This window comes from Sphingomonas sp. Leaf21, assembly GCF_916858675.1.
GTDB lineage: Bacteria > Pseudomonadota > Alphaproteobacteria > Sphingomonadales > Sphingomonadaceae > Sphingomonas.
Window position 1 is genome coordinate 1 of the sequence record NZ_CAKASM010000016.1, and the last position, 23,009, is coordinate 23,009.

At 67.4% G+C, this 23,009-nt stretch carries 16 protein-coding genes and 1 pseudogene; 9 read left to right on the forward strand and 8 right to left on the reverse strand.

The window, feature by feature from the left end; translation table 11 throughout:
* Positions 1 to 225 precede the first annotated feature (225 nt).
* Positions 226 to 1,275 (forward strand): LacI family DNA-binding transcriptional regulator, encoded by a 1,050-nt coding sequence (locus tag LRP66_RS12520; RefSeq protein WP_230482937.1) that lies wholly within the window; start codon positions 226 to 228, stop codon positions 1,273 to 1,275.
* A 61-nt stretch (positions 1,276 to 1,336) separates the two neighbouring features.
* On the opposite strand, the gene LRP66_RS12525 is transcribed toward LRP66_RS12520, so the two are convergent.
* The 3 genes from LRP66_RS12525 to LRP66_RS12535 all read right to left on the reverse strand — a co-directional run bounded on the left by LRP66_RS12525 (position 1,337) and on the right by LRP66_RS12535 (position 6,270).
* Positions 1,337 to 2,458: a glycoside hydrolase family 68 protein gene (locus LRP66_RS12525; RefSeq protein ID WP_230482938.1), complete on the reverse strand. Its 1,122-nt coding sequence runs from the start codon at positions 2,456 to 2,458 to the stop codon at positions 1,337 to 1,339.
* Between the two features lie 26 nt (positions 2,459 to 2,484).
* Positions 2,485 to 3,852 carry an MFS transporter gene (locus LRP66_RS12530; RefSeq protein WP_230482939.1) on the reverse strand — a complete coding sequence of 456 codons (1,368 nt, stop codon included), beginning with the start codon at positions 3,850 to 3,852 and terminating at the stop codon, positions 2,485 to 2,487.
* A 186-nt stretch (positions 3,853 to 4,038) separates the two neighbouring features.
* Positions 4,039 to 6,270: a S9 family peptidase gene (locus tag LRP66_RS12535; RefSeq protein WP_230482940.1), complete on the reverse strand. Its 2,232-nt coding sequence runs from the start codon at positions 6,268 to 6,270 to the stop codon at positions 4,039 to 4,041.
* Positions 6,271 to 6,437: 167 nt separating this feature from the next.
* Here LRP66_RS12535 and LRP66_RS12540 point away from each other — a divergent pair, with 167 nt between their 5' ends.
* A complete protein-coding gene (locus tag LRP66_RS12540; RefSeq protein WP_230482941.1) occupies positions 6,438 to 7,799 on the forward strand; it encodes an FAD/NAD(P)-binding protein in 1,362 nt (453 codons plus the stop codon).
* Positions 7,800 to 7,929: 130 nt separating this feature from the next.
* Here the strand turns inward: LRP66_RS12540 and LRP66_RS12545 are convergent, their stop codons facing one another.
* Positions 7,930 to 9,444: a tryptophan halogenase family protein gene (locus LRP66_RS12545; protein ID WP_230482942.1), complete on the reverse strand. Its 1,515-nt coding sequence runs from the start codon at positions 9,442 to 9,444 to the stop codon at positions 7,930 to 7,932.
* Positions 9,445 to 9,662: 218 nt separating this feature from the next.
* Here LRP66_RS12545 and LRP66_RS12550 point away from each other — a divergent pair, with 218 nt between their 5' ends.
* Both LRP66_RS12550 and LRP66_RS12555 read left to right on the forward strand, forming a co-directional pair.
* Positions 9,663 to 12,188 carry a TonB-dependent receptor domain-containing protein gene (locus LRP66_RS12550; protein ID WP_230482943.1) on the forward strand — a complete coding sequence of 842 codons (2,526 nt, stop codon included), beginning with the start codon at positions 9,663 to 9,665 and terminating at the stop codon, positions 12,186 to 12,188.
* Between the two features lie 65 nt (positions 12,189 to 12,253).
* Positions 12,254 to 13,276 (forward strand): LacI family DNA-binding transcriptional regulator, encoded by a 1,023-nt coding sequence (locus tag LRP66_RS12555; protein WP_230482944.1) that lies wholly within the window; start codon positions 12,254 to 12,256, stop codon positions 13,274 to 13,276.
* 270 nt (positions 13,277 to 13,546) lie between these two features.
* On the opposite strand, the pseudogene LRP66_RS12560 reads toward LRP66_RS12555, so the two are convergent.
* Positions 13,547 to 13,800: pseudogene (locus tag LRP66_RS12560) on the reverse strand (hypothetical protein).
* A gap of 111 nt (positions 13,801 to 13,911) precedes the next feature.
* Between LRP66_RS12560 and LRP66_RS12565 the strand changes: the two are divergent.
* Positions 13,912 to 14,355, forward strand: a complete 444-nt coding sequence (locus tag LRP66_RS12565; RefSeq protein ID WP_230482945.1) for a MarR family winged helix-turn-helix transcriptional regulator — start codon at positions 13,912 to 13,914, stop codon at positions 14,353 to 14,355.
* Here LRP66_RS12565 and LRP66_RS12570 read toward each other — a convergent pair.
* The 3 genes from LRP66_RS12570 to LRP66_RS12580 form a co-directional block, all read right to left on the reverse strand.
* Positions 14,352 to 16,754, reverse strand: a complete 2,403-nt coding sequence (locus tag LRP66_RS12570; RefSeq protein WP_230482946.1) for a hypothetical protein — start codon at positions 16,752 to 16,754, stop codon at positions 14,352 to 14,354. The genes LRP66_RS12565 and LRP66_RS12570 overlap by 4 nt on opposite strands.
* Positions 16,755 to 17,142: 388 nt before the next feature.
* Positions 17,143 to 18,006, reverse strand: coding sequence for a glutathione-dependent disulfide-bond oxidoreductase (yghU, locus tag LRP66_RS12575; protein WP_230482947.1), 864 nt, complete (start codon positions 18,004 to 18,006; stop codon positions 17,143 to 17,145).
* 75 nt (positions 18,007 to 18,081) lie between these two features.
* Complete coding sequence (locus LRP66_RS12580) at positions 18,082 to 19,593, reverse strand: ArnT family glycosyltransferase (RefSeq protein WP_230482948.1); 1,512 nt, start codon at positions 19,591 to 19,593, stop codon at positions 18,082 to 18,084.
* Between the two features lie 197 nt (positions 19,594 to 19,790).
* Between LRP66_RS12580 and LRP66_RS12585 the strand changes: the two genes are divergently transcribed.
* The 4 genes from LRP66_RS12585 to LRP66_RS12600 are packed head-to-tail and all read left to right on the forward strand — an operon-like array spanning position 19,791 to position 22,991.
* Complete coding sequence (locus LRP66_RS12585; RefSeq protein WP_230482949.1) at positions 19,791 to 20,690, forward strand: glycosyltransferase family 2 protein; 900 nt, start codon at positions 19,791 to 19,793, stop codon at positions 20,688 to 20,690.
* Positions 20,665 to 21,465, forward strand: coding sequence for a ChbG/HpnK family deacetylase (locus LRP66_RS12590; protein WP_230482950.1), 801 nt, complete (start codon positions 20,665 to 20,667; stop codon positions 21,463 to 21,465). Before LRP66_RS12585 ends, LRP66_RS12590 begins: the two co-directional genes overlap by 26 nt.
* 15 nt (positions 21,466 to 21,480) lie before the next feature.
* Positions 21,481 to 22,032: an RNA polymerase sigma factor gene (locus LRP66_RS12595; protein WP_230482951.1), complete on the forward strand. Its 552-nt coding sequence runs from the start codon at positions 21,481 to 21,483 to the stop codon at positions 22,030 to 22,032.
* Positions 22,029 to 22,991, forward strand: a complete 963-nt coding sequence (locus LRP66_RS12600) for a FecR family protein (RefSeq protein ID WP_230482952.1) — start codon at positions 22,029 to 22,031, stop codon at positions 22,989 to 22,991. Before LRP66_RS12595 ends, LRP66_RS12600 begins: the two co-directional genes overlap by 4 nt.
* Positions 22,992 to 23,009 lie beyond the last annotated feature (18 nt).

The window sequence follows — 23,009 nt, forward strand, 5'->3', positions numbered from 1 at the left end:
CGAGGACGCGCCGATCTTCCAGGTCGCCGATATCGGCCTGGTCGGCGACCTGTTCACCGTCGTGCCGGAGCTGACCGGCAAGGTCTGAACCTGGGTTCCTCCCCGACACGGGGAGGGGCGTGTCAGGCGTACCGGCGATACGAACGTCCTAATCCATGTAAGTTATGCCACGGAAAATTCCGTGCCAGCTTGTCGGACATAGCCCGCTACGGTTAGCGTTACCGGATGACCGACAGGATTTTGGGAGATGGCGATCGTCGCATTCGGACGATCGCGGATCTGGCGCAGATGGCCGGGGTGTCGCCGGGCACGGTGTCGCGGGCGCTCGCGGGCAAGTCGCTCGTCAATGCCGAGACGCGCTCGCGGATCCAGGCGCTCGCCGATCTGCACGGTTTCCGACCCAACCAGATGGCCAGCCGCCTGCGGACGCGGCGTACCGGGGTGATCGGCATCGTCGTGCCGCTGGGGCATGACCGCCGCCAACATTTGTCCGACCCGTTCTTCATGACGATGCTGGGTCATCTCGCCGACGCGCTGACCGAGAATGGCTATGACGTGATGCTGTCGCGGGTCATTCCGGACGCCGCCGACTGGCTCGACCGGGTGGTCGACAGCGGCATGGTCGACGGCGTGCTGCTGATCGGCCAGTCCGACCAGTATGACGCGATCGAGCGGGTCGCTCGCCGCTATCGCCCGCTGGTGGCCTGGGGTGTCAATCTGCCCGATCAGGTTCATGCGGCGGTGGGCACCGACAATGCGCAGGGTGGCTATATCGCGGGGCAGCGGCTGATCGCGCGCGGATGCCGTCGAATCGCCTTTCTCGGTGATGTCGGCGCGCCGGAGATCCGCCAGCGCCACGACGGCGTCGCCCGCGCCATGGCGGAGGCCGGCCTGGACGGCGGTCCGGTCCAGCTGGCGACGCATCTGGCATCGGACGTCATGGAGCAGGAGATCGCGGCGCATATCGATGCGTTGATCGGGCAGGGGGGCGATGCTCTGCCGATCGACGGGATCGTCGCGGCGTCGGACATGATCGCGATGACGGCGGTGCGGGTGCTCGCGGACCGGGCGATCGCGGTCCCCGACACGTTGCCGGTCATCGGCTATGACGACCTGCCGCTCGCGGCGCAGGCGGTGCCGCGCATCACCACGATTCGACAGGATATCGCGGGCGGCGCGCAGGCGATGGTCGACGCTCTGTTCGCCCGGATCGCGGGCGAGGATGCGGGATCGGTGGTCCTGACCCCCGAACTGATCGCTCGCGAAACGGCGTAGGGGCGGGCGCCTCTTCCCTCTCCGCTCAGAAAGGGAAGAGGGGGCGGGAGAACCCAGCCCCTCAAATGATCGTCACGCTGTCGCCGTCAAAGGCCAGCCGGAACCAGGGCGCGGCGGTGCCGCCGAAACGCTCGCGGCGCAGCGCGGGATCGGCGCTCGCATCACGGCCGTCCAGCCCCCAATAGTCGACGAAGCTGATCACATCCCCCTCGCCGGTGACCCACCAGCAATAGGCCTGGGTCGGCTCGGCCACCGGATTGCCCGCGACCAGGCCGGTGCCGTTGACCGGACGCCAGGGTCCGGCGAACCGGTCCGCGACCATCGCATAGAGGCCCGTCGGTGCATCGATACCAGGGGCGAAGCGCTTTCCCTGCGTCGACCAGAAGCAATAATAGCGCCCGTCACGGACGATGACATGCGGACGCTCCAGTTCGCTGTTCACGCCCAGCGCCTCGATCAGCGGCGGCAGGATGGCCCAGCGCGCCCCGTCGCGTCGCGCGACACCGACGACGCCGTCGAACGGGACGTCCACCCAGCCCGCCGAGCCGACGAACAACAGATATTCCGCGCCGTCCGCCGGATCGCGGAAATAGCCCGGATCGCGGAAACCCTTGATGCCGCCATTTTCCGGCTCGGCCTGGTTCGCGACGATATAGTGATGCCCGTCCGCGACGACGTTCTCGACCGGCTCGCTCCAGCCCTCGGTTCGCGCTTCTTCGGCGAGGAAGCGGCCCCGTGTCTCGAACAGCCGCTGCTCGAACGTGCGGGGCTGGCCGCGCCGTCCCGAGGCGGTGAAATACATGGTCAGCGTGACGTCGTCCTCGCCGAGCACCGCGGAGCCCGACCATTCCCGGCTGCCCGGCGTAAAGCCATCGGCGAAGGTCACACCATGGTCGCGCCAGCCGTCCGCGCCGTGGCTCGTCAGCCGGATCCGCGCCGCGTCGTGCCGCATCTCTGGATCGTCGAAACGCGGCGTCGCCAGGAAGAACCACCAGCTTCGCCCGCCGAGAAGCGCGGTCCGGCCATCGGCATAGGCGATCTGCCACATGTCCCACAGGTCATGGTCGGGCAGTATCGGTACGACATCGGCGGCGGTGAAGACGGGCAGGCGTGCCCGATCCTGCGCCGCTATCCCGGCAAGGGCTTCGGCCGACCAATGGGCAGGGGCGGGGGTGTCGGTCATGATACCTCGGGAAGGGGAAAAGGGGATCAGGCTTGGGGCGCGGCGCCGAGCGGCAGCCCCTGGGGATTGCGTGCGCGCACCGAATAGACGGAGACGGCCGCCGCCAGCATCAGCACGCCGCACAAGGTCAGGACGTTGCGCGGATCGCCGCCCAGCCAGCTTTGGTAGAAGAGCGGCAGCGTCACGCCGAAGATCAGCATCGGGATGACGATCATCATGTTGAAGATGCCCATATAGACACCCGTCCGCTCGGGCGGGATCGAGCCCGCCAAGATGACGTAGGGGTTGCCCATCATGCTCGCCCAGCCGAGGCCGATGCCGATCGCGGGCAGGAACAGCATCGCCTTGCTGGTCATGTGCGGCATCACCATCATGCCGATGCCGGTGATGACCAGGCAGAGCGCGTGCAGCGGCGTGGCACCGATTCGCTTGGCCAGCGGCACCATCGCGAACGCCGCGACGAAGGCGACACCGTTGTAGAAGGCCGCGACCTCGCCATTGGTCAGCACCGCGGCATGAAAGCCCGAGGACGTCGCGTCGGCGGTGCCGTAGACCGACCGCCCGATCGCGTAGATGACATAGTTCCAATAGGCCATCATCGCGTACCACTGGAACAGGCTCATCAGCGCGAGCTTGCGCATCGGCAGCGGCATGGTGCGGATCGCATCGCCGATTTCCCTGAGCGTGGCGCCGATGCCCTTGGGGGCCGCGGCGATACGCGCGCGATCCTCGGGCGTCAGCGGCAGTTCGGGCACGCGCTTGATCGACCAGACGATGGTGGCGAAGGACAGCACCGCGCCGATCATGAAGACGATACGCGCCGTGTACGGGATATGGTGCCCGTCCACCCAGTCGGGGTTCATTCCCGCCCAGACCAGCAACGACGGCGTCAGAAAGGCGAGCATCTGCGCCAGTCCGGTAAAGGCGCTCTGCGTCAGGAAGCCGACATTATGCTGCGACCCGTCCAGCCGGTCGGACACATAGGCCCGGTAGGGCTCCATGGTGATGTTGTTGCCCGCGTCGAGGATCCACAGCAGCGACACCGCCATCAGCAGCGACGAACTGAGCGGCATGAAGAACAGGCCGAGCGCGCAAAGCACCGCGCCGACCAGGAAATAGGGCGTGCGCCGTCCCCAGCGGCTGTCCGTCCGGTCGCTCATCGCGCCGATCAGCGGCTGGATCAGCAGCCCGGTCATCGGTCCCGCCAATTGCAGCAACGGGATCTGCGCCTCGGACGCGCCGAGATAGCTGTAGATCGGCGCCATATTGCCCTGCTGCAACCCGAAGCTGAACTGCAGCCCCAGGAACCCCAGATTCATCTCCAGGATGCGCGGTAGCGACAGGCGCGGCTTGAACAGGGTCCTGGCTCCGGCGGCGGGGTTGGACGGGGTCATGCGGATCCTCTCGCGCGCGGGGTGTGGACCGTTTCTGGCGCCGGTTTACCGCGTCGGGGCCTATCATGGCGCGATCGGTAAGATATTGCAACAAACGATTGCAATGAATTTCCAAGAGCCATCGACCGCCCGGGTGTCCGCCAAACAGATTGTCATGGAGCGGCGGCGCGGCCGAAGCCGCGACCGTCACCGCCCGCCGGGCGGCAGGTTCGTCTCCAGATAGCGGGTCATCAGCGAATAGAGGTGGATGCTGGTGTTCTCACCCTCGTAGATGCCGTGGCTGCGGTCGGGATAGGCCATCATCGTGAACGGCTTGTTGAAGTGTATCAGCCGGTCGACCAGCTGGTCCTGGTTCTGATAGTGCACATTGTCGTCCAGCGTGCCGTGGATCAGCAGCAGGTTGCCCTTCAGCCGGTCGGCGAAGGTGATGGGCGAGCCGTTCCTGTACCCGTCCGCATTGTCCTGCGGCAGGCCCATATACCGCTCCTGATAGATGGTATCATAGAGCTTCATGTCGGTCGGCCCCGCGACCGCGATGCCGGTCTTGTAGAGGTCCGGATAGCGGAACATCGCATTCTGCGTCATCGCGCCGCCGCCGCTCCAGCCCCAGATGCCGATCCGGGCCGGGTCGATATAGGGGCGGGTGCTCAGCATCTTCCGCACGCCCGCCGCATAGTCGGCCGAGGCCAGGATGCCGACCTGGCGATAGATGCTCCTGCGCCAGTCGTGACCGCGCGGGGTGGCGGTGCCGCGCGGATCGAGGCTCGCGATCAGATAGCCCCTTTGCGCGAGCATCCGGTGCCACAGTCCCTGCGACCCTGCCCAGCGATCCGCGACCGTCTGGCCCCAGGGTTCGCCATACACGAAATAGAGGATGGGATAGCGCTTGGCCGGGTCGAAGCCCGGCGGCTTGATGAGCCAGCCGTCGAGTTGCGTGCCGCCGCCGATATCGACGCGGAAGAACTCGGTGGCGGGCAGGCCGGTATCCGTCACCACCTTGGCGAGCGGCGCATTCGCGGCAAGCGTGCGCAGCGACTGCTGGCGGGTCATGTCGAGCATGTCGGTCACCGGCGGCGCATCGAAGCGCGAGACGGTGTGCAGCGCCCAATGTTCGCCCGGCGCGATGTCGTAGCTGTGCGTGCCGGGCTGACCCGCCGGGGTCAGCCGCTCGACCCGGGGAGTGCCGGACAGGGTCGTCCGGTAGAGATAGCGCTGGGTCGGATTGTCGGGCGAGGCGGTGAACCAGGCATAGCCCGCCTTTTCGTCGACCTTGAGCAGATCGACCACGTCGAACTTGCCCGGCGTGCGCAGCGTCGCGCGGCCGGTCGCGCGGTCGATCGTGTAGAGATGGCGCCAGCCGTCCCGCTCGGACAGCCAGGTGAAGCTTCGCGCGCCCTTCAGCCATTCGGGCGCGGCATTGGCCTCGACCCAGGCGGCGTCCTTCTCGACCATGATCGGCTTGACCGCGCCGGTCGCCGGATCGCCGAGCAGGACGTTGTAGCTGTTCTGGAGCCGGTTCGATTGCTGGATGAACAGCGCGTCGGAGCCGCCGGCCCAGCTGATCTGCGGCACGTAGTTCTGGCGCGGGTCGCCCGTCAGCCCGAACCAGCGGGTCCGTCCGTCCGCCACGTCGATCGCGCCGACCGTCACCGCCGAGTTGGTCGTGCCCGCCTTGGGATATTGCAGCGGGATCACCTGCGAATATTGGCCGCCGGTATTCTTGACCATGTCGAAGGTGCCGACGCCCTTCGTATCGAAGCGGAGAAAGGCGATGCGCCGCGAGTCCGGGCTCCATTCGAACGCGCGGTGGACCGAGAATTCCTCTTCATAGACCCAGTCTGCCAGGCCGTTGACGACATAGTCGTCGCCGTCCCGGGTCAGCGCGACGGGGGTGCCACCCGCGATCGGCTCGACATAGATGTTGTTCGCCCGGACATAGGCGATGCGGCTGCTGTCGGGCGACACCGTGGCATAGAGCAGGGTAGAGGGCGCCGCATCCGGGCCGACCCTGTGCAACCGGCGACCCGCGACATCGTAGAGCCAATAGTCGGATAGCGCGTTGGTGCGACGGAACCGCTTGCCGTTGGTCTGGATCAGCAGCCATTGGCGGTCGGGGGACCATTCATAGCTGTCGATCTCCAGCGGGACGCTCGCTCCGGCGGGGATCAGGTCGGCGGCGGCGATCACCACCTGACGCTGTCCGTCGGCGATGCGGTAGCGGACGATGTCCTGTCCGCCCTTCGGCCCCGCCTCCAGCGCGAGATAGCTTTCGCCATCCGTATCCCAGCGGCTTTCCCGAACGGATTGCGTGCGGACCGCCGCCGGGCCGAAGATGCTTTCGACCGACAGGGGCGTGGCGGTGACGCCCGTCTGCGCCGCGAGCGGTGCGGCCATCGCGAGCGGGGAGAGGGAGACCAAAAGCCCGGAAATCCGCCTATAGGCTCGCATCGACGCAGTCACTCCATCGGGGTAGGTCGGTCAGCGTAACCGTGGCCGTCCAAATCGTATACCCAAATGTGCGTGTGGATCGTTGCCGATGCGACTAGGAGCTTGGGCGGGACGATGACGAAGGGATGCACGGACGGATGACGGCGGGGATCGATCATGTCGCGATCATCGGCGGCGGTTTTGCGGGGACGCTGCTGGCCATCAATCTGGTTCGCCACGGCGGGCCGCGCGCGACGCTGATCGAGCGGCGTGCGAACCAGCTCGCGAGGGGGGTGGCCTATAGCGCGGCACATGCCGAGCATCTGTTGAACGTGCGTGCGGGCAATATGAGCGCGCTGCGCGACGATCCCGACCATTTCGTCCGCTGGCTGGTCGCACGTGGCGCGGGGGATGCGAAGACCTTCGTACCGCGTCGCGTCTATGGCGATTATCTGCGCGACCTGTTGATGGAGACGATCGCGGCCGACCCCGCGCGACTGACGCTGGCGAGCGGCGAGGTGGTGGCGCTGGCGCGGGCAGGCCAGGGCTATCGGCTCGACCTGGGCGAAGGCGGCACGCTCGGTGCGGATGCGGTGGTGCTGGCGCTGGGCAATCTGCCGCCGCATACGCCGCCCGGCATCGATCCGACGGCATTGGCCGAAGGATGCTATCGCGAGGATCCCTGGGCGGGCGATATCGCCGAGGGGCTGGGCGAAGACGACCGGGTACTGCTGGTCGGCAGCGGGCTGACCGCGATCGACGCCGCGCTGCTGCTCGACGCCAGCGGTTTTGGTGGGCGGACGCTGGCATTGTCACGACGGGGGCTGATGCCCCGCCGACACGCCGACACGCCACCGGTCGCGCCGCTTCGCGAACGACCCGCGGCAAGCCTGTCGGCGCTGGTCCGGCATGTGCGCTGTACCGCCGGAGAGCAGGGCTGGCGCGGCGCGGTCGACAGCTTGCGTCCGGTGACACAGATGATGTGGGGCGCGGCGGACGGCACGACGCGTGCACGCTTCCTGCGCCATTTGCGGCCCTATTGGGACGTGCATCGCCACCGGCTGGCGCCATCGGTCGCGGACCGGGTGGACGCGCTGATCGACGCGGGGCGGCTGTCGATCGCGGGGGGCAAGCTGGTCAGGGTCGAGCCCGACGGGCAGGGGGCCGTGGTCCACTGGCGACCGCGCGGCTCCGATCGGGTCGAGGTCTTGCTGGTCGCGCGGATCGTCAATTGCACCGGGCCGCAAGGCGACCTGCTGCGTTCGCGCGAGCCGCTGATCCGGCAGTTGCTGGACGCGGGCATGATCCGGCCGGATGCGCTCCGCATCGGGCTGGAGGTCGATGCGCAGAGCCATGTCGTGGCCGCCGATGGCGGGACGGACGACCGGCTCTACTGCATCGGGCCGATGACGCGTGGCGGCCTGTGGGAGGTGGTGGCGGTGCCCGACCTGCGGCAGCAGAATTGGGAATTGGCGCGGCGCCTGGCACACGCGCAGTGGGTCGGGGGCGAAGGGCTGTAAATCCTCCCCGGCACGGGGAGGGGGACCGCCGCGAAGCGGAGGTGGAGGGGGCGTGCCGCGAAGGTTAACCCGCGTGAATCCCCCCTCTGTCAGTTCTGCGGCGTGCCATTTCCCCTTAATGGGGAGGAATTCAGGCAATCGCCCCGATCTTCCCCAACCAATCGGCATGGCTCGGCATCGATTGCGCCATCTGCCCGATCGCACCCGCCAGTCTGCCGATGAACGCGCGGCTCTGTGCTGGATCGCCATAAGCCAGAAGCGGGTCCAGCCCCTCGGGCATGTTGAACTGCCCGATGTGCACCGCCGCCCAGCTCGCCGGGCCGAACAGGTCCATATCGCGCGCCACCAGTCGCCCGGCGGCGCGAAAATGCGCGATCCTCATCGCCAGCGTGTCGGGGATCGGCATAGCCGCGCACTCGCGCCACAGCGGCGCATCGGTCCGCTCGGTCAGCTTGTAATGGAGGATCAGGAAGTCGCGGATCCGCTCATATTCGGTGATCGCAACCCGGTTATACTCATCGATCGCCTCCGGTTCGAAACGCCGCGTCGGGAAATAGGCAAGCAGCTTGGCGATCCCCGCCTGGATCAGGTGGATGCTGGTCGACTCCAGCGGCTCCATGAAGCCGCTCGACAGGCCGATGGCGATGACATTGCGGTTCCACATCAGCTTGCGCCGCCCGGTGGTGAAGCGGAGGAAACGCGGCTCGCCCAGCGCCTCGCCGTCCAGATTTGTCATGAGCGTCGCGGCGGCCTCGTCATCCGAGATGTGACGGCTGCAATAGACATAGCCGTTGCCGGTGCGATGCTGCAGCGGGATCCGCCATTGCCACCCCGCCGCGCGCGCGGTCGAGCGGGTATAGGGCGTCAGCCCGTCGCCGCCCGTCACGCACGGCGCCGCCACCGCCCGGTCGCATGGCAGCCAGTGGGTCCAGTCCTCATAGCCGGTCCCCAGCGCTTCCTCGATCAACAGCCCGCGAAACCCCGAGCAGTCGATGAACAGGTCGGCCTCCAGTATGTCGCCGCGCTCCAGCGTGACCGAGGCCACATGGCCGCGCGCGCCCTCCAGGTCATGCGCGGCGATCTTCCCTTCGACCCGCACCACCCCGCGCGCCTCGGCATAGCGGCGCAGGAACGCGGCATAGAGCCCGGCATCGAAATGATAGGCATAGTCGAAGGTGGAGGCGACGCTGCGTGGATCCGCCATCGGCGCGGCGAAGCGCCCGTGCCGCCCCGCGCCCCACGCCATCGACAGGTCGTCGAACGCGATGCCGCTGTCGTTCCCGCCCGCCGCCAGCCAATGCTGATGCACCGCGACCAGGTCGAAGGATTTGCCGTGCGTGCCGAAGGGGTGGAAATAGCGATGCCCCTCGCGCCCCCAGCCGACGAACTCGATCCCCAGTTTGAAGCTGCCCTTCGTCTCGCTCAGGAATTCCGCCTCGTCGATGCCCAGCGTCTGGTTGAACAGGCGGATCGGCGGAATGGTCGCCTCGCCGACCCCGACCGTGCCGATCGCATCCGACTCGACCAGCGTGATGGCGAGGCCGCGCGGCATCGCATGCGCCAGCGCGGCGGCGGTCATCCAACCGGCCGTGCCGCCGCCGACGATCAGCACGGAGCGGATGGCGTCGGGGCAGGGGGTGGTCATCGGCATCTCTCCTCATGGCGCACGACAGGGCCTGCCGGGTATCCGACCGGCCACGGCAATCCTATCCAAATGCCGGGGCGAGTGCCGCTGTGCTTTTTCGATCACAGAACCGTAAGTTTCTTTGCAAAGGTTTGCAATGCGCTGTTGCAAACGATTGCTGATGGGAATAGTCACATTTCATGACAGCCCGGAAACCGGGGCGAATCAGGAGAGGGTGTATGACGACGAGCGTTCTGCGGTCCTGCGGATCGATGGCAGCTTTGGCAGTGGCGATGGTGAGCGCTCCGGCGTTCGCGCAATCGGCGGCCACCCCGACCCCCGTCGCTCAGGAAGGCACCACGCCGGACGCGGGCGTGTCCAGCGACGACATCGTCGTCACCGCGAGCAGCGGCGAACGGTCGCGCTTCCGCAGCTCGATCTCGGTGTCGCAGGTCAGCCAGGAGGCGATCCAGAACTTCACCCCGCGTTCGACCGCCGAAATCCTGCGCAACATCCCCGGTCTGCAGCCCAGCGATACGGCGGGCCCCGGCGGTAACGCCAATATCGGCGTGCGCGGCATTCCCGTGTCGACCGGCGGTTCCGAATATGTCTCGCTGCAGGAAGATGGCCTGCCCGACGTGCTGTTCGGCGACATCAACTTCGGCAACAACGACTATTGGCTGCGCTTCGACCAGAACATCAAGACGGTCGAGGCGGTGCGCGGCGGGTCGGCCTCGACCTTCGCAAGCCAGGCGCCCGGCGCGGTCATCAACTTCATCAGCAAGACCGGCGAGACCAAGGGCGGCCAGATCGCCTATTCCAACGGCCTGGGCTTCCGCGAGCATCGCGTCGACTTCGACTATGGCGGGCCGATCGACGACACGACGCGCTTCCACATCGGCGGCTATGCGCGCGATGGCGGCGGCTACACCAACGAGAATTTCAACATCCTGCGCGGCTATCAGATCAAGGCGAACATCACCAAGGATCTGCCCGACAATCGCGGCTTCGTGCGGCTGTATTTCAAGCGGCTGGACGAACAGGCGCCGACCAACACCACCACGCCTTCGCTCGCCACGCTCGACGGCAACAAGGTGACGGGCTTCGCGCCGCTGCCGACCTTCGACGGGCGCTCGGGTTCGGCCTATACGATCTACAACCGCGCCTTCCAGTATCTGGACTATGACGGCGGCGGGGTGAAGTCGGCGGAGATGCAGGGCATCCACCCGCGCGTCACCGGGATCAGCGGCCAGATCCACTACGACTTCAACGACAATATCTCGCTGGACGACACCATGCGTTACCAGTGGATCAGCGGCAATTTCACCACCCAGTTCATCAACGTCCAGACGCTGAACGGCACCGGCGGTCTGATCGGTTCGACCGTCAACGGCCAGACGGTGGGTTCGGTCCGCTATGCCGCGGGCCCGAAGGCGGGCCAGTTGTTCACCGGTCCCTATGTGAACAACAATCCGAACATCAACACGCTGATGAAGAACATGGACAACTTCGCCAACAACCTGACGTTGAACGGCAAGTTCGACGTCGGGCCGGGCAAGGCGCGGTTGACCGCCGGTCTGTTCGTCATGCGGCAGAACATCGTCCAGGACTGGCACGTCAACCGCCAGTATAGCGAGCTGAACGGCGAGAATGCCGCGCCGCTCGACCTGTTCTCGACCACCGGCACGCAGCTCACGGCGGCGGGGCAGGCCGGGTTCAACGACAATTGGGGTAGCTGCTGCGCCCGCCGTGTCGACCTGACCTATACCGATGTCGCCCCCTTCCTGCAGGCGGGCTACGAAGTCGGTGGCCTGAACCTCGACGCTTCGGTGCGCTATGACAGCGTGCATGGCGAGGGCACCGCGCAGGGCGGCGTCGCGGGGCCGAACACCGTGGTCTCGGACGCCCTGGGCTCGGCCACGATCCCGTCGCTGGTGCTCAGCCAGTCGCCCGAGAAGATCAACTATACCGATGGCTATTTCAGCTGGTCGGTGGGCGCGCTCTATGCCTTCGACAACAGCACCAGCGTCTTCGCCCGCGCCAGCCGGGGTGGCCGCTTCAATGCCGACCGCCGCGTCCTGTCGGGCAATTTCAACGCGGACGGCTCGCTCAACGCGCAGGGCCAGGCGACTTCGGTCAACTATCTCAATCAGCAGGAAATCGGCTTGAAGCAGCGCGGCGGCATCTTCGGCGCCTCCTATTCGGTCGAGATCACCGGCTTCCATTCGACGCTGACCGAGAATAACTACGACTTCACCCGCATCAACCAGCCCGCGCCGAACAACAATCCGAACATCTCCAACGGCTATCGGTCCTATGGCGTCGAGTTCACCAGCCGCGTGACCTATGGCGACTTCCACCTGGCGGTCGATGCGACCTACGCCAATTCGAAGATCACCAGCAGCGCGACCCCGGCGCTGGTCGGCAACAAGCCCGGCGGCCTGCCCGACTTCCTGTTCGTCGTGTCGCCGTCCTACGATGCGGGACCGGTCGCCTTCGGCGTCAGCGTCAACGGCCAGACCAGCACCAAGTCGGACGACTTCAACCTCTACACGATCAAGGGTTCGACCTTCGTCAACGGCTTCGTCACGGTGCGCCCGATGGAGCATCTGGAGCTGGGCCTGAACGCCAACAACCTGTTCGACAAGCTGGGCTTCCGTGGCGGCGGCGGGCTGTTCCCGGTCCTGTCCTCGACCCAGGCCGTGTTCAACAACACCGCGCTCTACGGGCGCACGGTGACGGCCTCGATCCGCTACCGTTTCTGATCCTTCCTCCCCTTGGAGCGGGTGCCGCATGGCATCCGCTCCTTTTTTGGTTCAGAGGGCCGAGCATGACTGATCCGGCCGCACCCGCTCGTACCCTGAAGGACATCGCCCGGCTGGCGGGCGTGTCGCCCGGCACCGTCAGCCGCGCGCTGGCGGGGAAGAGCGTCGTCAATGCCGAGACGCGACAGCGGATCGAGGCGCTGGCCGCCCAGCATAATTTTCAGATCAACCAGATGGCGCGGCGGTTGCGCGCGCAACGGACCGGCGTGATCGGCGTCGCCATTCCGCTGGGCCATGAGCGGCGCCAGCGTCTGTCCGATCCCTTCTTCATGACCCTGCTCGGCCATCTCGCCGACGAACTGGCGGCGCGCGATCATGACGTGATGCTGTCGCGGATCATCCCCGACGACGACGAGTGGCTGTCGCGGATCACCCGCTCGGGCATGGTCGATGGCGTGCTGCTGATCGGCCAGTCGGACCAGTTGGCGGTGATCGAGGACGTGGCCGAAACCTATCTTCCGCTGGTCGTCTGGGGCAGCACGATCGCGGGTCAGCGGCACTGCGCGGTGGGCGTCGACAATCGGCGTGGCGGACAATTGGCTGGCGAGCATCTGATCGCCGCCGGGCGCCGTCGCATCGCCTTCATGGGCGAGATCCGGACGCTCGAACTGGCGCAGCGTCACGCCGGGCTGTGCGATTCGCTCCGGTCGGCGGGACTTCCGCCGCCGCACCAGCTCGACGTCGCCCTGGCGCCCGAGCTGATGCCCGATCAGATCGCTGACGCGCTCGGCCGATTGCGCGAGCGAGGGGAGGGGATCGACGGCATCGTCGCGGCGTCGGACATGATCGCGCTGGCGACGATGGCCGAACTGATGGCGCGCGGCGTGTCCGTACCGGGCGATGTCGCGGTCACCGGCTTCGACGACCTGCCGCTCGCCGAGCGGGCGATCCCGCGCCTGACCACGATCCGCCAGGATCTGGAGGCGGGAGCCAGGGCGATGGTCGAGGCGCTGTTCGCCCGTCTGGACGGACGGGCGGCCCCGGGGCTGGAAATGCCGCCGCACCTGATCGTGCGCGACTCCGCCTGACAAACATTCGGCGCGGTCTTAGAGAAGATCGACATTCAACTGTGCCTGTCCTTCCCTCGCCCCTCGTAGAAGGGAGAGGGGTGAAGCGCTCGCAGAGCGCGCGAGCCTTGAGGCTCGCTCAACCCCTCACCCAAGCTGCGCTAGCCAGCACGCTGGCAAGCTTCGCTAGCCCTCTCCCCTGTCCAGGGGAGAGGGGAGAATAAGCTGAATGTCGGTCGGCCCTAGTGACGATCGACCGCGCCGCAGATTTCAGGGAGTTGGTAGGGAAAGTCAGGCCAGCGTCAGGCCGACATCCACATTGCCGCGCGTGGCATTGGAGTACGGGCAGATCTGGTGTGCCGCCTCGACCAGCTTCTCCGCCTCGGCGCGAACAACTGCTCCGGATTGGTGCCGTCACCGCCCGCGCCGCCCAGCTCCTTGGGCGTGGCCAGCTTGACGTCGAGCGCGCCGTCCTGCGTCCGGGCATGGCCGTCGCGGCCGCCGGTCGCGCTGGCTTCGGTCTGGTACTTCACGTCGATCGTCAAAACTCGTCTCCGACAATGTTTATCGCGATATGTAAGTGGCGATCGTGGATGCCCTTGTCCAGCCCTGTTTTTATCGCGATATGATTTCCCGCGAAGATCGGGAGAATGCGGATGTCGGCGCCCTGGCCGCTGGACGATCAGTTATGTTTCGCGCTGTACGCCGCCAATATGGCGATGCAGCGCACCTATAAGCCGATGCTGGACCAGCTCGGCCTGACCTATCCCCAATATCTCGCGCTGCACGTGCTGTGGGAGGAGGATGGCCGGACGATCGGCGCCATCGCGCAGCGACTGGGCCTCGAGTCCAGCACGGTCACGCCGCTGATCAAGCGGCTCGAGGCGAGCGGGCAGGTGACCCGCGAACGCGATCCTCAGGATGAGCGGCAGGTGCGGGTTCGCCTGACCACCGCGGGCGCGGCGCTGCGTGAACAATGCGGGTGCATGGGCGAAGAGATCATCGCCCGGTCGGGCATGGCTATCGAAGAGCTGCAGGCACTGCGCGGGGAAGTCCGCGCGCTGCGCCAGGCGTTGGAGCAGAGTGAGGCCAAGGCCTAACGCTTTTCCGCCATCGAGAACACCACAGCCGGTGCATCGCGAAGCGCGAGATACCACATCCCGTCCTTCGGTTCGGGCACCGTCAGCCGCGCGCCGGTGAAGCCCGGCGGAACGCTGGTCGCGCCCGCCATGTCGGCGGTTGCGGCAACCCGGTCGATCAGGAACAGGTCGCGCCCGGTGATCGCGCAGCCGCCCGCCTCGCACTCGCCACCGTCGATGCGGGGCAGGCGGACCAGTGTCGCGAGCGGGGCCCAGTCGCCCTTGATCCCGCCCCGCACCAGCCGATAGCGCAGCGCGCCCGCCGCCGCCGGACCGAGGCTGGCGGGATCGAGCGTCGCGACCGCGATCTCCGGCGAGGACAGCCGCACGTCGCGCCCGCCGTCCAGCGTGACCGTGGCATTACCGTCCGCCGTCGCCACCTCGATCGCATCGTTGGGGGAAAGCCGTGTGCCCTCGGCGGCGCGGACCGAGAAGGTCAGGCGGTTATTGTCGGGCAGCACGGTCTCGTCCCGCGTCGCCAGCGCCACGCCGGTCGTGCCCGACTTGGGCGACAGGCTGCGCGCGATCAGCGTCGCCGAGGGGCGGGGCGGCGCGGCGGTGATCGGCACCGACAGGGTTCGCCCGTCGGTCAGGCGGATCTTCGCGCTGGTGCCATCGGGCGACCGGTCGTCGGCGGCGGTGGCGACCAGTCGATCGGTGTCGCCGTCGCGCGACAATGTACCGGGCGACAGGCGGACATCACCGATCTCGACGCTCGCGATCTCGTCCAGCCGCTGACCCGTCAGCGTGACGAAGCGGTCGCCCTTGGCCAGCGTCACCGTGTCGATGCGGCTCGCGGGCGAATAGGCGCGCAGCGTCGCGGTTCGCGGCGCGGCGTCGCCGATCTGCTGGATCTCCAGCGTGACATCGCCCGACCGCGCCGCCTTGAGCGGGAGGGTCGCGGTGATTCCGTCGGCGCCGCGGAGGGTGAAGGCGACCGGCTGCGGGGTGCCGTTGGCGGCGCGCATCGTCACATTGGTGACGCAGGCGGCGGCCGGGCCGGTCAGCGAGACGCTATTGTCCCGACCGACGACCAGGCTCTGTCCGGTATCGGTCGCGCGCCATTCGCCGCTGCCCGGGAATTGCAGGGTGAAGCTCGGCCCCTCGAAGCTGTCGAAGCCCCATTGCCCGTGCAGCTTCGCCGAGACATTGCCCGAAAACGCGCCGCCGGGCAGCGGTTCGGCCAGCACATAGCCGCCGCGATCGGCGCGGGCGCGCACTGGCAGGTCGATGCGCTTGCCGTCCTGCGTCGTGATCGACACCATCATGTTGCGCGCGAAAGCCGTCGAGTAGATCAGCGGCGCGCCCTCGACGGGCAGGACCAGCCCCGGCCGCGCCCCGCATAGCGGCGCGTCCGCCGTCACGCGCAGACGCGGCGGGCTGACCGCGTCGATCGCGGGCATCGCGGCGACCAGCACCGATTTGGGCTTGGCGAAGGATGGCGCGGCGTTGAGCAACAGCGACATGCGTTCGCCGTCGCGCGTCGCCAGGGTCGGCAGATAGCCGAATTGCGGATTGCCGAACGCGCCGAAGACGCGGGCGATGTCACGGATCACGCCGATATAGGGACTGTAATAGCCGAGCCCGGCCTCGCGCGTGTAGCTCAATTGCAGGGCCAGATCGGTCGGCGCGCCGATCAGCGTGTCGGTCATCGAGCTGCTATGGATATCCGCCAGCACCAGCGCGTCGCGATTTTCGAGCAGGCAGGCGGCCTGCAACTCGATCACGCGTGCCAGGCAATCGGGGTTGAGCTTGATCGCCAGGCTGTTCGACAGCGCGGGCGCCAGGGTGCGCAGGAATTCGGGATGGCTGTTCTCCTGCGCGCGGATCGCCGCGACGAAGGCGTTGAGCCGCGACCGGTCAAGCGAGGCCTGGTTCAGGTCCTGCACCGCGCGGACGAACTCGCCCGGCCGGTCGCGCACCGCATCGACGATGGTGCCCGACGCGCCGCCGGTCTCCGGCACCAGGAACAGCGCCATCTGGCGCGCGCCCTTGGGCACGGTCAGCGTCAGGCGGCGATCCTTGTCCTTGGCCTTCCACGTCTCCGCCGAGCGCACCCAGTCCTTGGGCGGCGGATTGGTCGCGCCGCTGAGAAACGCGGAAAAGAGGATGTAGCGCGCGCGCTGGTCGCTCGGCAGATCCGCCTCGATGGTCAGCTTGTCGCCGGTGGCGAGATTGGGAACCTCCGCGATCGGCAGCGTGCGATCCCCGCGCGTCACGGAGATGCGCAGCCCCGGCCCGGGCAGGTCGAACGGCGCGGGGTCGGCGGCGCATAGCGGGCTTTCGACCAGGGCGGCGGCGGCCAGTGCGAGCGCCAGCAACGGGCGCGGGTTACGACGGAGACGGGGGAAGGGGAGCATGGTGGGGGTTAAGGCCCAGCCAGCCGCAAGGATCAACCCTCTCGCGGCGAATGACATGCAGCCGTCACCTTGCATTCCTTCCCATCGACGATGGGGAGGGGGAGCAGCCAAGCTGGTGGAGGGGCAGGGCCGCGCCGTTGCCGCCCCTCCACCACCGCTTCGCGGCGGTCCCCCTCCCCAAGCGGCGCTTGGGGAGGAATGGGGTCGGCCCGTTTGTCGACGGTCATGCGATTGGCCGCCGACACGCGTCACCTTGCATTCCTCCCCATCGGAGATGGGGAGGGGGACCAGCGAAGCTGGTGGAGGGGCCGGGCCGCGCCGTTGCCGCCCCTCCACCACCGCTTCGCGGCGGTCCCCCTCCCCAAGCGGCGCTTGGGGAGGATTGGGGTCAGGCCAGCTTGTCGGCGGTGCGCAGGTCGAAATCGCTGGCGTCGTGGCGTTCGGGCAGTTGTTCGGACGGATCGCCCATCGTCCGGTTGACCATCCGGCCGCGCTTGACCGCCGGACGGGCCGCAAGCTCGCGCGCCCAACGGACGACATGGGTATAGTCCTGCACCTGCAGGAACTCGGCGGCGTTATAGAGGTCGCCCAGCACGAGTTGCCCGTACCACGACCAGATCGCCATGTCGGCGATGCTGTATTCGTCGCCCGCGACATAGGCATGGCGTTCCAGCTGGCGGTCGAGCACGTCGAGCTGGCGCTTCGCTTCCATCGCATAGCGGTTGATCGCATATTCGATCTTCACCGGCGCATAGGCATAGAAATGGCCGAAGCCACCGCCCAGGAACGGCGCGCTTCCCATCTGCCAGAACAACCAGGACATGACGCGCGCGCGGGCGGCCGGTTCGGTCGGCAGGAACGCGCCGAAGCTCTCCGCCAGATGCGTCATGATCGCGCCCGATTCGAAAATGGCGAGCGGCTCTGCCCCGCGACGGTCGACCAAAGCGGGGATCTTCGAATTGGGATTGATCTCCACGAAGCCGCTGCCGAACTGGTCGCCATCGCCGATCCGGATCAGCCATGCGTCATATTCGGCCTCGGCGTGACCCGCGGCGAGCAACTCCTCGAGCAGGATGGTGACCTTCACCCCATTGGGTGTACCCATCGAATAGAGCTGGAGCGGATGACGACCGACCGGCAGCGGCTTGTCATGGGTCGCGCCCGCGATCGGCCGATTGATCGCGGCGAAGCGGCCGCCGCTTTCCTTGTCCCAGGTCCAGATGGCGGGCGGGGTATAGGCGTCGTCACTCATGCGCTTGCGGCTCCATAAGGGGTTCGACGCGGCAAATGGGGCGGGGCGGGCACGAAAACAACCGCGCCCGTGCTTTTATTGCGGAGACGGAACGGGCAGGTCCCGCCGGACATAGAGCAGTTCGTGCCGCCCCTCTCGCGGGACCGCCATGACCAGGCGATAGTCGGTGGCCAGCCTATGGGCGATCAGCCCTTGCGTGGCGGCGTTCCAGGGCGAGAAGGGATCGTCGAGCGTCACGATCGCGGGCGGGCGATGCGCCACAATCCGCGCGACCTCCGCCCGTTCGTCGACCCCGATCGCTCCGCGCTCGGCCTCGTAGGATAGCGAGGAGGGAAAGGCGTAGGCGGTGGGAATGCACCCTTGCGACAGATGATAGAGGCTCGAGTCTCCTGCGAAGACATAGGGACATTGCTGGCCATCGACCGATGCCATGACGCGCGCCATGCGGCGAATGCCGTCCCCCTCGCTCGGGTCGTTGGTCGCGGCGTGGAAGACGAACAGGCCTGCCCCGATCAGGAAGACCGGCAGAATGATCCGGCGTCCCATGGCAAAGGCAGGCGCGGCGGCGAGGGCGAGCGGTGCGACCAGCGGCAGGGCATAATGGTCGAAGAAGGCCCCGATCATCGCGAAGGCAACGAGCGCGAAGGCGAGCCATAGGCGGGTCAACGTCATGGCGGGGCTCGACGGCCCCTTGCGCCACGCGATCCCGGCGCAGGCGATCAGCGGCAGCAACTGCCCGCCGATCCCAGCCAGCCGCCCGATGATCTTCGCCACCGGATAGCCCCGACGCAGCGTGATCGAGGTGAAGTTGGCGAACCAGAAGGCATCGAACGCCGCCGGTCCCTTCGACCAATATTGCAGCACGATCAACGCGGTCGGCAGCAGCCCCAGCGCCATCCAGAGCGATGCCGCCGCCGCCATGGCGACGATGCGGGCCCGCGCCCGCCACAAATACCACAGATGCGCGAGCCCAAAGAACGCCCCCTCGACCAGCGGGGTATATTTGATCTGGATCGCCACCCCCGCGAGCAGGCAGGCGACGGTGCCACTCGCCACGATCGCCCCGACCGCGCGCCGCTCGGCAAGGCGCGGCAATCGCAGCGTCAGCACCGCCGCCGCCGTCATCGCCAGATTGTAGAAGACCGGCGACTGGCCACTCCCCCCGCTGAGCAGAGGGAGCCAGAGGATATAGGCCGCGCCCGCCGCCAGTCCGGCTGGCCCGGCCAGTGCCATCCGCCGCGCCGCCCACCAGATGAGCCAGCCGGTTGCAGCCACAGACAGCGTCGCGACGAGCTGATAGGCGAGGAAACCGTCGCCGGGGAGCAGACGAAACCCGGCGAAGAGCAGGAAGAGCCCCGGCGGCTTGCGATCCCACAGGTCGATATAGAGCCGCGCGCCGTGGAGCAGCCGGTCGCCGACGAGCAGATAATATTGTTCGTCGACATGCGCGACCGGATTGCCATAGTCGCGCATTCGCACCAGCATCGCGAAGACCAGCAAGGCGAGCGCCGCACCGATCGGACGATCGAGGAAGGTTCGCGGGACGAATTGGCCGAAGCGTGGGCGGGGCGACGTCTGGTCCGTCATCTCGGTCCGTTCTGGAGGGGCGTGGCGGCCGGGTATGCCCGGTTTCGCGCCGCCCATGTCATTGCCGTGCGCTCGACCGCAAAGGAAATCGGCGCGGTTTGGCGCGTGTGAAAAATATTCTGGAAACCATGTCCGGTCGGGCCGCGATGGTGTCGTCAGCCTCATGAACATCATGTTTCGATGGGTGGGGTGGGTTAATGCTGCTCGATGCGGAAGGCGCGGCTTGGCGCAATGCCAGGGCCTGGGCCGATGCCGGCAAGACAGGATCGGCGTCGAGCTATGTCGCGCCGTGCTGGACGATCATCGTGCCGTTCTTCAACGAAGAAGCCGAATTGACCGCGACGCTGGAAAGCCTGGCGCGGCAGACGCGGCGCTTTCGACTGGTCCTGGTCGACAATGGCTCGCTCGACGCGAGTGTGCGGGTGGCGACCCGGGCGTGCGAACGGCTCGGGCTCGACCATCTCCTGCTGCATCAGGGGTTGCCGGGCAAGATCAACGCGTTGCAGCTTGGACTCGAGCATGTCCATACGCGCTTCGTCGCGACCTGCGACGCCGATACCCGCTATCCGATGACCTATCTTGCCGAAGCGCAGGCACTGCTCGAACAGCCGGGCTGCGTGGTCGCGGGTGCCTATTTCATCGCGCCGGGCGATGGCGAGGCGGAGCGTCGGCGCGAGTCCGCGGCCATCCGGCTGGCGGCACGACTGCTGCCCCGGCAATGCCATGCGGGCGGCGCGGGGCAGGCCTTCTGCACCAAGGCGTTGAAGGCGGCGGGCGGGTTCGATCCGCGCCGCTGGAACTACGTGCTGGAGGATCATGAGGTGATCCACCGCGTGCTCCGCCACGGGACGATGCGTTACGCCGATGGTTTCTGGTGCACGCCGTCGGATCGCGGGCGTGATCGGGAATCGATCCGTTGGACGCTCGCGGAACGCCTGTTGTACAGCGTGGCGGCGCCGTTCGCGGGCGACTGGTTCTTCTACCAATTTCTGGCGCGGCGGCTGAAGGCGCGGCGGCTGACCACCGAACGGATGCGCGAAAAGGCCTATCAGAATCTGGCGGGAGTGGTGCGTGAACCGGCTTATTCTGTGCGCTGACGATTTCGCCTTTTCCACCGACGACAGTCGGGTCATCGCCGAGCTGCTTCGGGCTGGCAAGTTGAACGCCACGAGTTGCATGACCTTGCGCCCCAATTGGGCGGAGGACAGCGCGATGCTGCGCGACCTGCCCGATACCGTGCAGATCGGGCTGCATCTCACCCTGACCGAGGAAGCGCCGATCCTGCCCAACGGTTTCACGCGCGACGGTGTGATGCCGGGGATCGATCCGCTGACCCGGCTCGCCGCGCGCGACCGGCTCGACGCGGCCGAGATCGTGCGCGAGGTGGAGGCGCAATTCGACCGGTTCGAAGCGGCGATGGGCCGTCCGCCCGCCTTTGTCGACGGGCATCAGCACGCGCATGCGCTGCCCGGCATTCGGTCGATCGTGCTGGCGATCACCCGCCACCGCGCCCCCGCCGCGTGGCTGCGGACCTGCGAGGATCGGGCGGTGGCGCTGCTCGCGCGCCCCTGGCGCGGCAAGGCGATCGGCAGCGCCTGGCACTCGCGTGGGCTCGCCGCATCGGCCAAGGCGTCGGGGCTTCGCTGCAATCGGGGATTCGCCGGGCATTATGGCTTCGACGGACGCTTCGCCCAGGCGCTGCCGCGCTTCCTCGATCGCGCGGGTCCCGATCATCTGGTGATGTGCCATCCCGGGGCGGGGACGCGAACCGGCGATGCGATCGCGGCGGCGCGGCGGGACGAGGCGGACGTCTTGCGCGCTGTTTCCATTTCCGACATGGCCGCGCGACGCGGGTTGGCCTTCGCCGCCTGACAAGAGGGCGGTGGTTTGGGCGATACGGGTCTGGAAGGCCAGTTCATGGAGGCGCGGCCGCTGCTGCGTCGCCTGTTGGCGGCCCGGCTCGGTTCGGCCGACGAGGCCGAAGATGCGCTGCAGGACCTTTGGCTCCGCGTATCGGGGATGCAGGGCGGCCATGTCGAGCAGCCGATCCCCTTCCTCTGTCGCATGGCGACCAATCTGGCGACCGACCGCCGTATCGCCGCCGCCCGGCGCGGCGCGCGCGAAGGGGCCTGGGAGGACGTGCAGCCGCAGTCGGAGGAATATGCCGATCCCGAACGCATCGTCGCTGGCCGCCACGAACTGGCACGGGCCCATGCCCGGATCGCCGAGATGCCCGAACGGATGCGCCGCGCCTTCACGCTGTTCCGCTTCGAGGAGATGCCGCAGCGGAGCATCGCGGAGGACATGGGCATCACGGTCAGCGCGGTCGAGAAGCTGCTGCGGCGGGCCTATCATTTTTTACAGGAAAATGATGGAGTAGGGGGTGCGGATCGAGCGGACCGGTATCGTCCTGGTCATGAAAGGAGCGCGGACAGGTGACGCGTGAGGAGCAGGCGATCGACTGGCACGTCCGGCAGCGCGAGATGAGCGCCGCCGAATGGGAGGCTTTTGCCAAGTGGCTGGAGGACAGCCCGGCCAATGCGCGCGCCTATGACGCGGTCGCAATGGCCGATGCGCTGCTGGTCGCCCCTCCCGTGATGGTCGAGCCCGTATCGGTCGCTGACGCCGCACCGGTGACCGAAGCACCGGTGACCGAGGCGGCCAACGACAACCGGGGGTGGGGGCGTTGGTGGCTGGTCGGCGGGGTCGCGGCGGCGGTGGCGGCGATATCGGCACCGACGCTGTTGCACCATGGCCCCGATATGCGGGTGGAGCAGACCCGTCCCGGCGAAACCCGCGAGATCGCGCTCGGCGACGGTACGCGGATCGATCTGGCGGGGGGCTCGCGGCTTCGTTACGACCGAAACGACCACCGCGTCGCCACGCTGGAAGACGGGCAGGCGCTGTTTCATGTCCGGCACGATGCGGCTGCGCCCTTCGAACTCCATTCGGGTTCGGTCGTCATCCGCGACATGGGCACCGTGTTCGACGTGCGTCGCTCCGGGGGGAATCTGGATGTCGCCGTGGCCGAGGGCGCGGTGACGCTGGTGTCTCCGGGGCAGGCGGTCGGCCTGACCGCCGGGCAGGGCGTCCGGCTGGACGAAGGGCAGCGCCGGCTGCGTCGCATCGCTGTCGATCCTGCCACGGTCGGCGGCTGGCGCGGCGGGCTGCTCGATTTCGAGAGCGAGACGGTCGGGGCGATTGCCGCACGATTGCAATCCGCCTATGGCGTGCGCGTCGCGGTGGAGGGGCCACTGGTCGACCGCAGCGTCACGGGTGTCGTGCGGTTGACGGGCGATGCCGGACAGGATGTGCCCCGCCTCGCGAAGCTGATCGGAGCGGAGTGGCGCCAGAGCGGTGGGGACTGGATTTTGCGGGCGTCGGACGGGGATCGTTGATCGCGGCCTTTTGGTCGC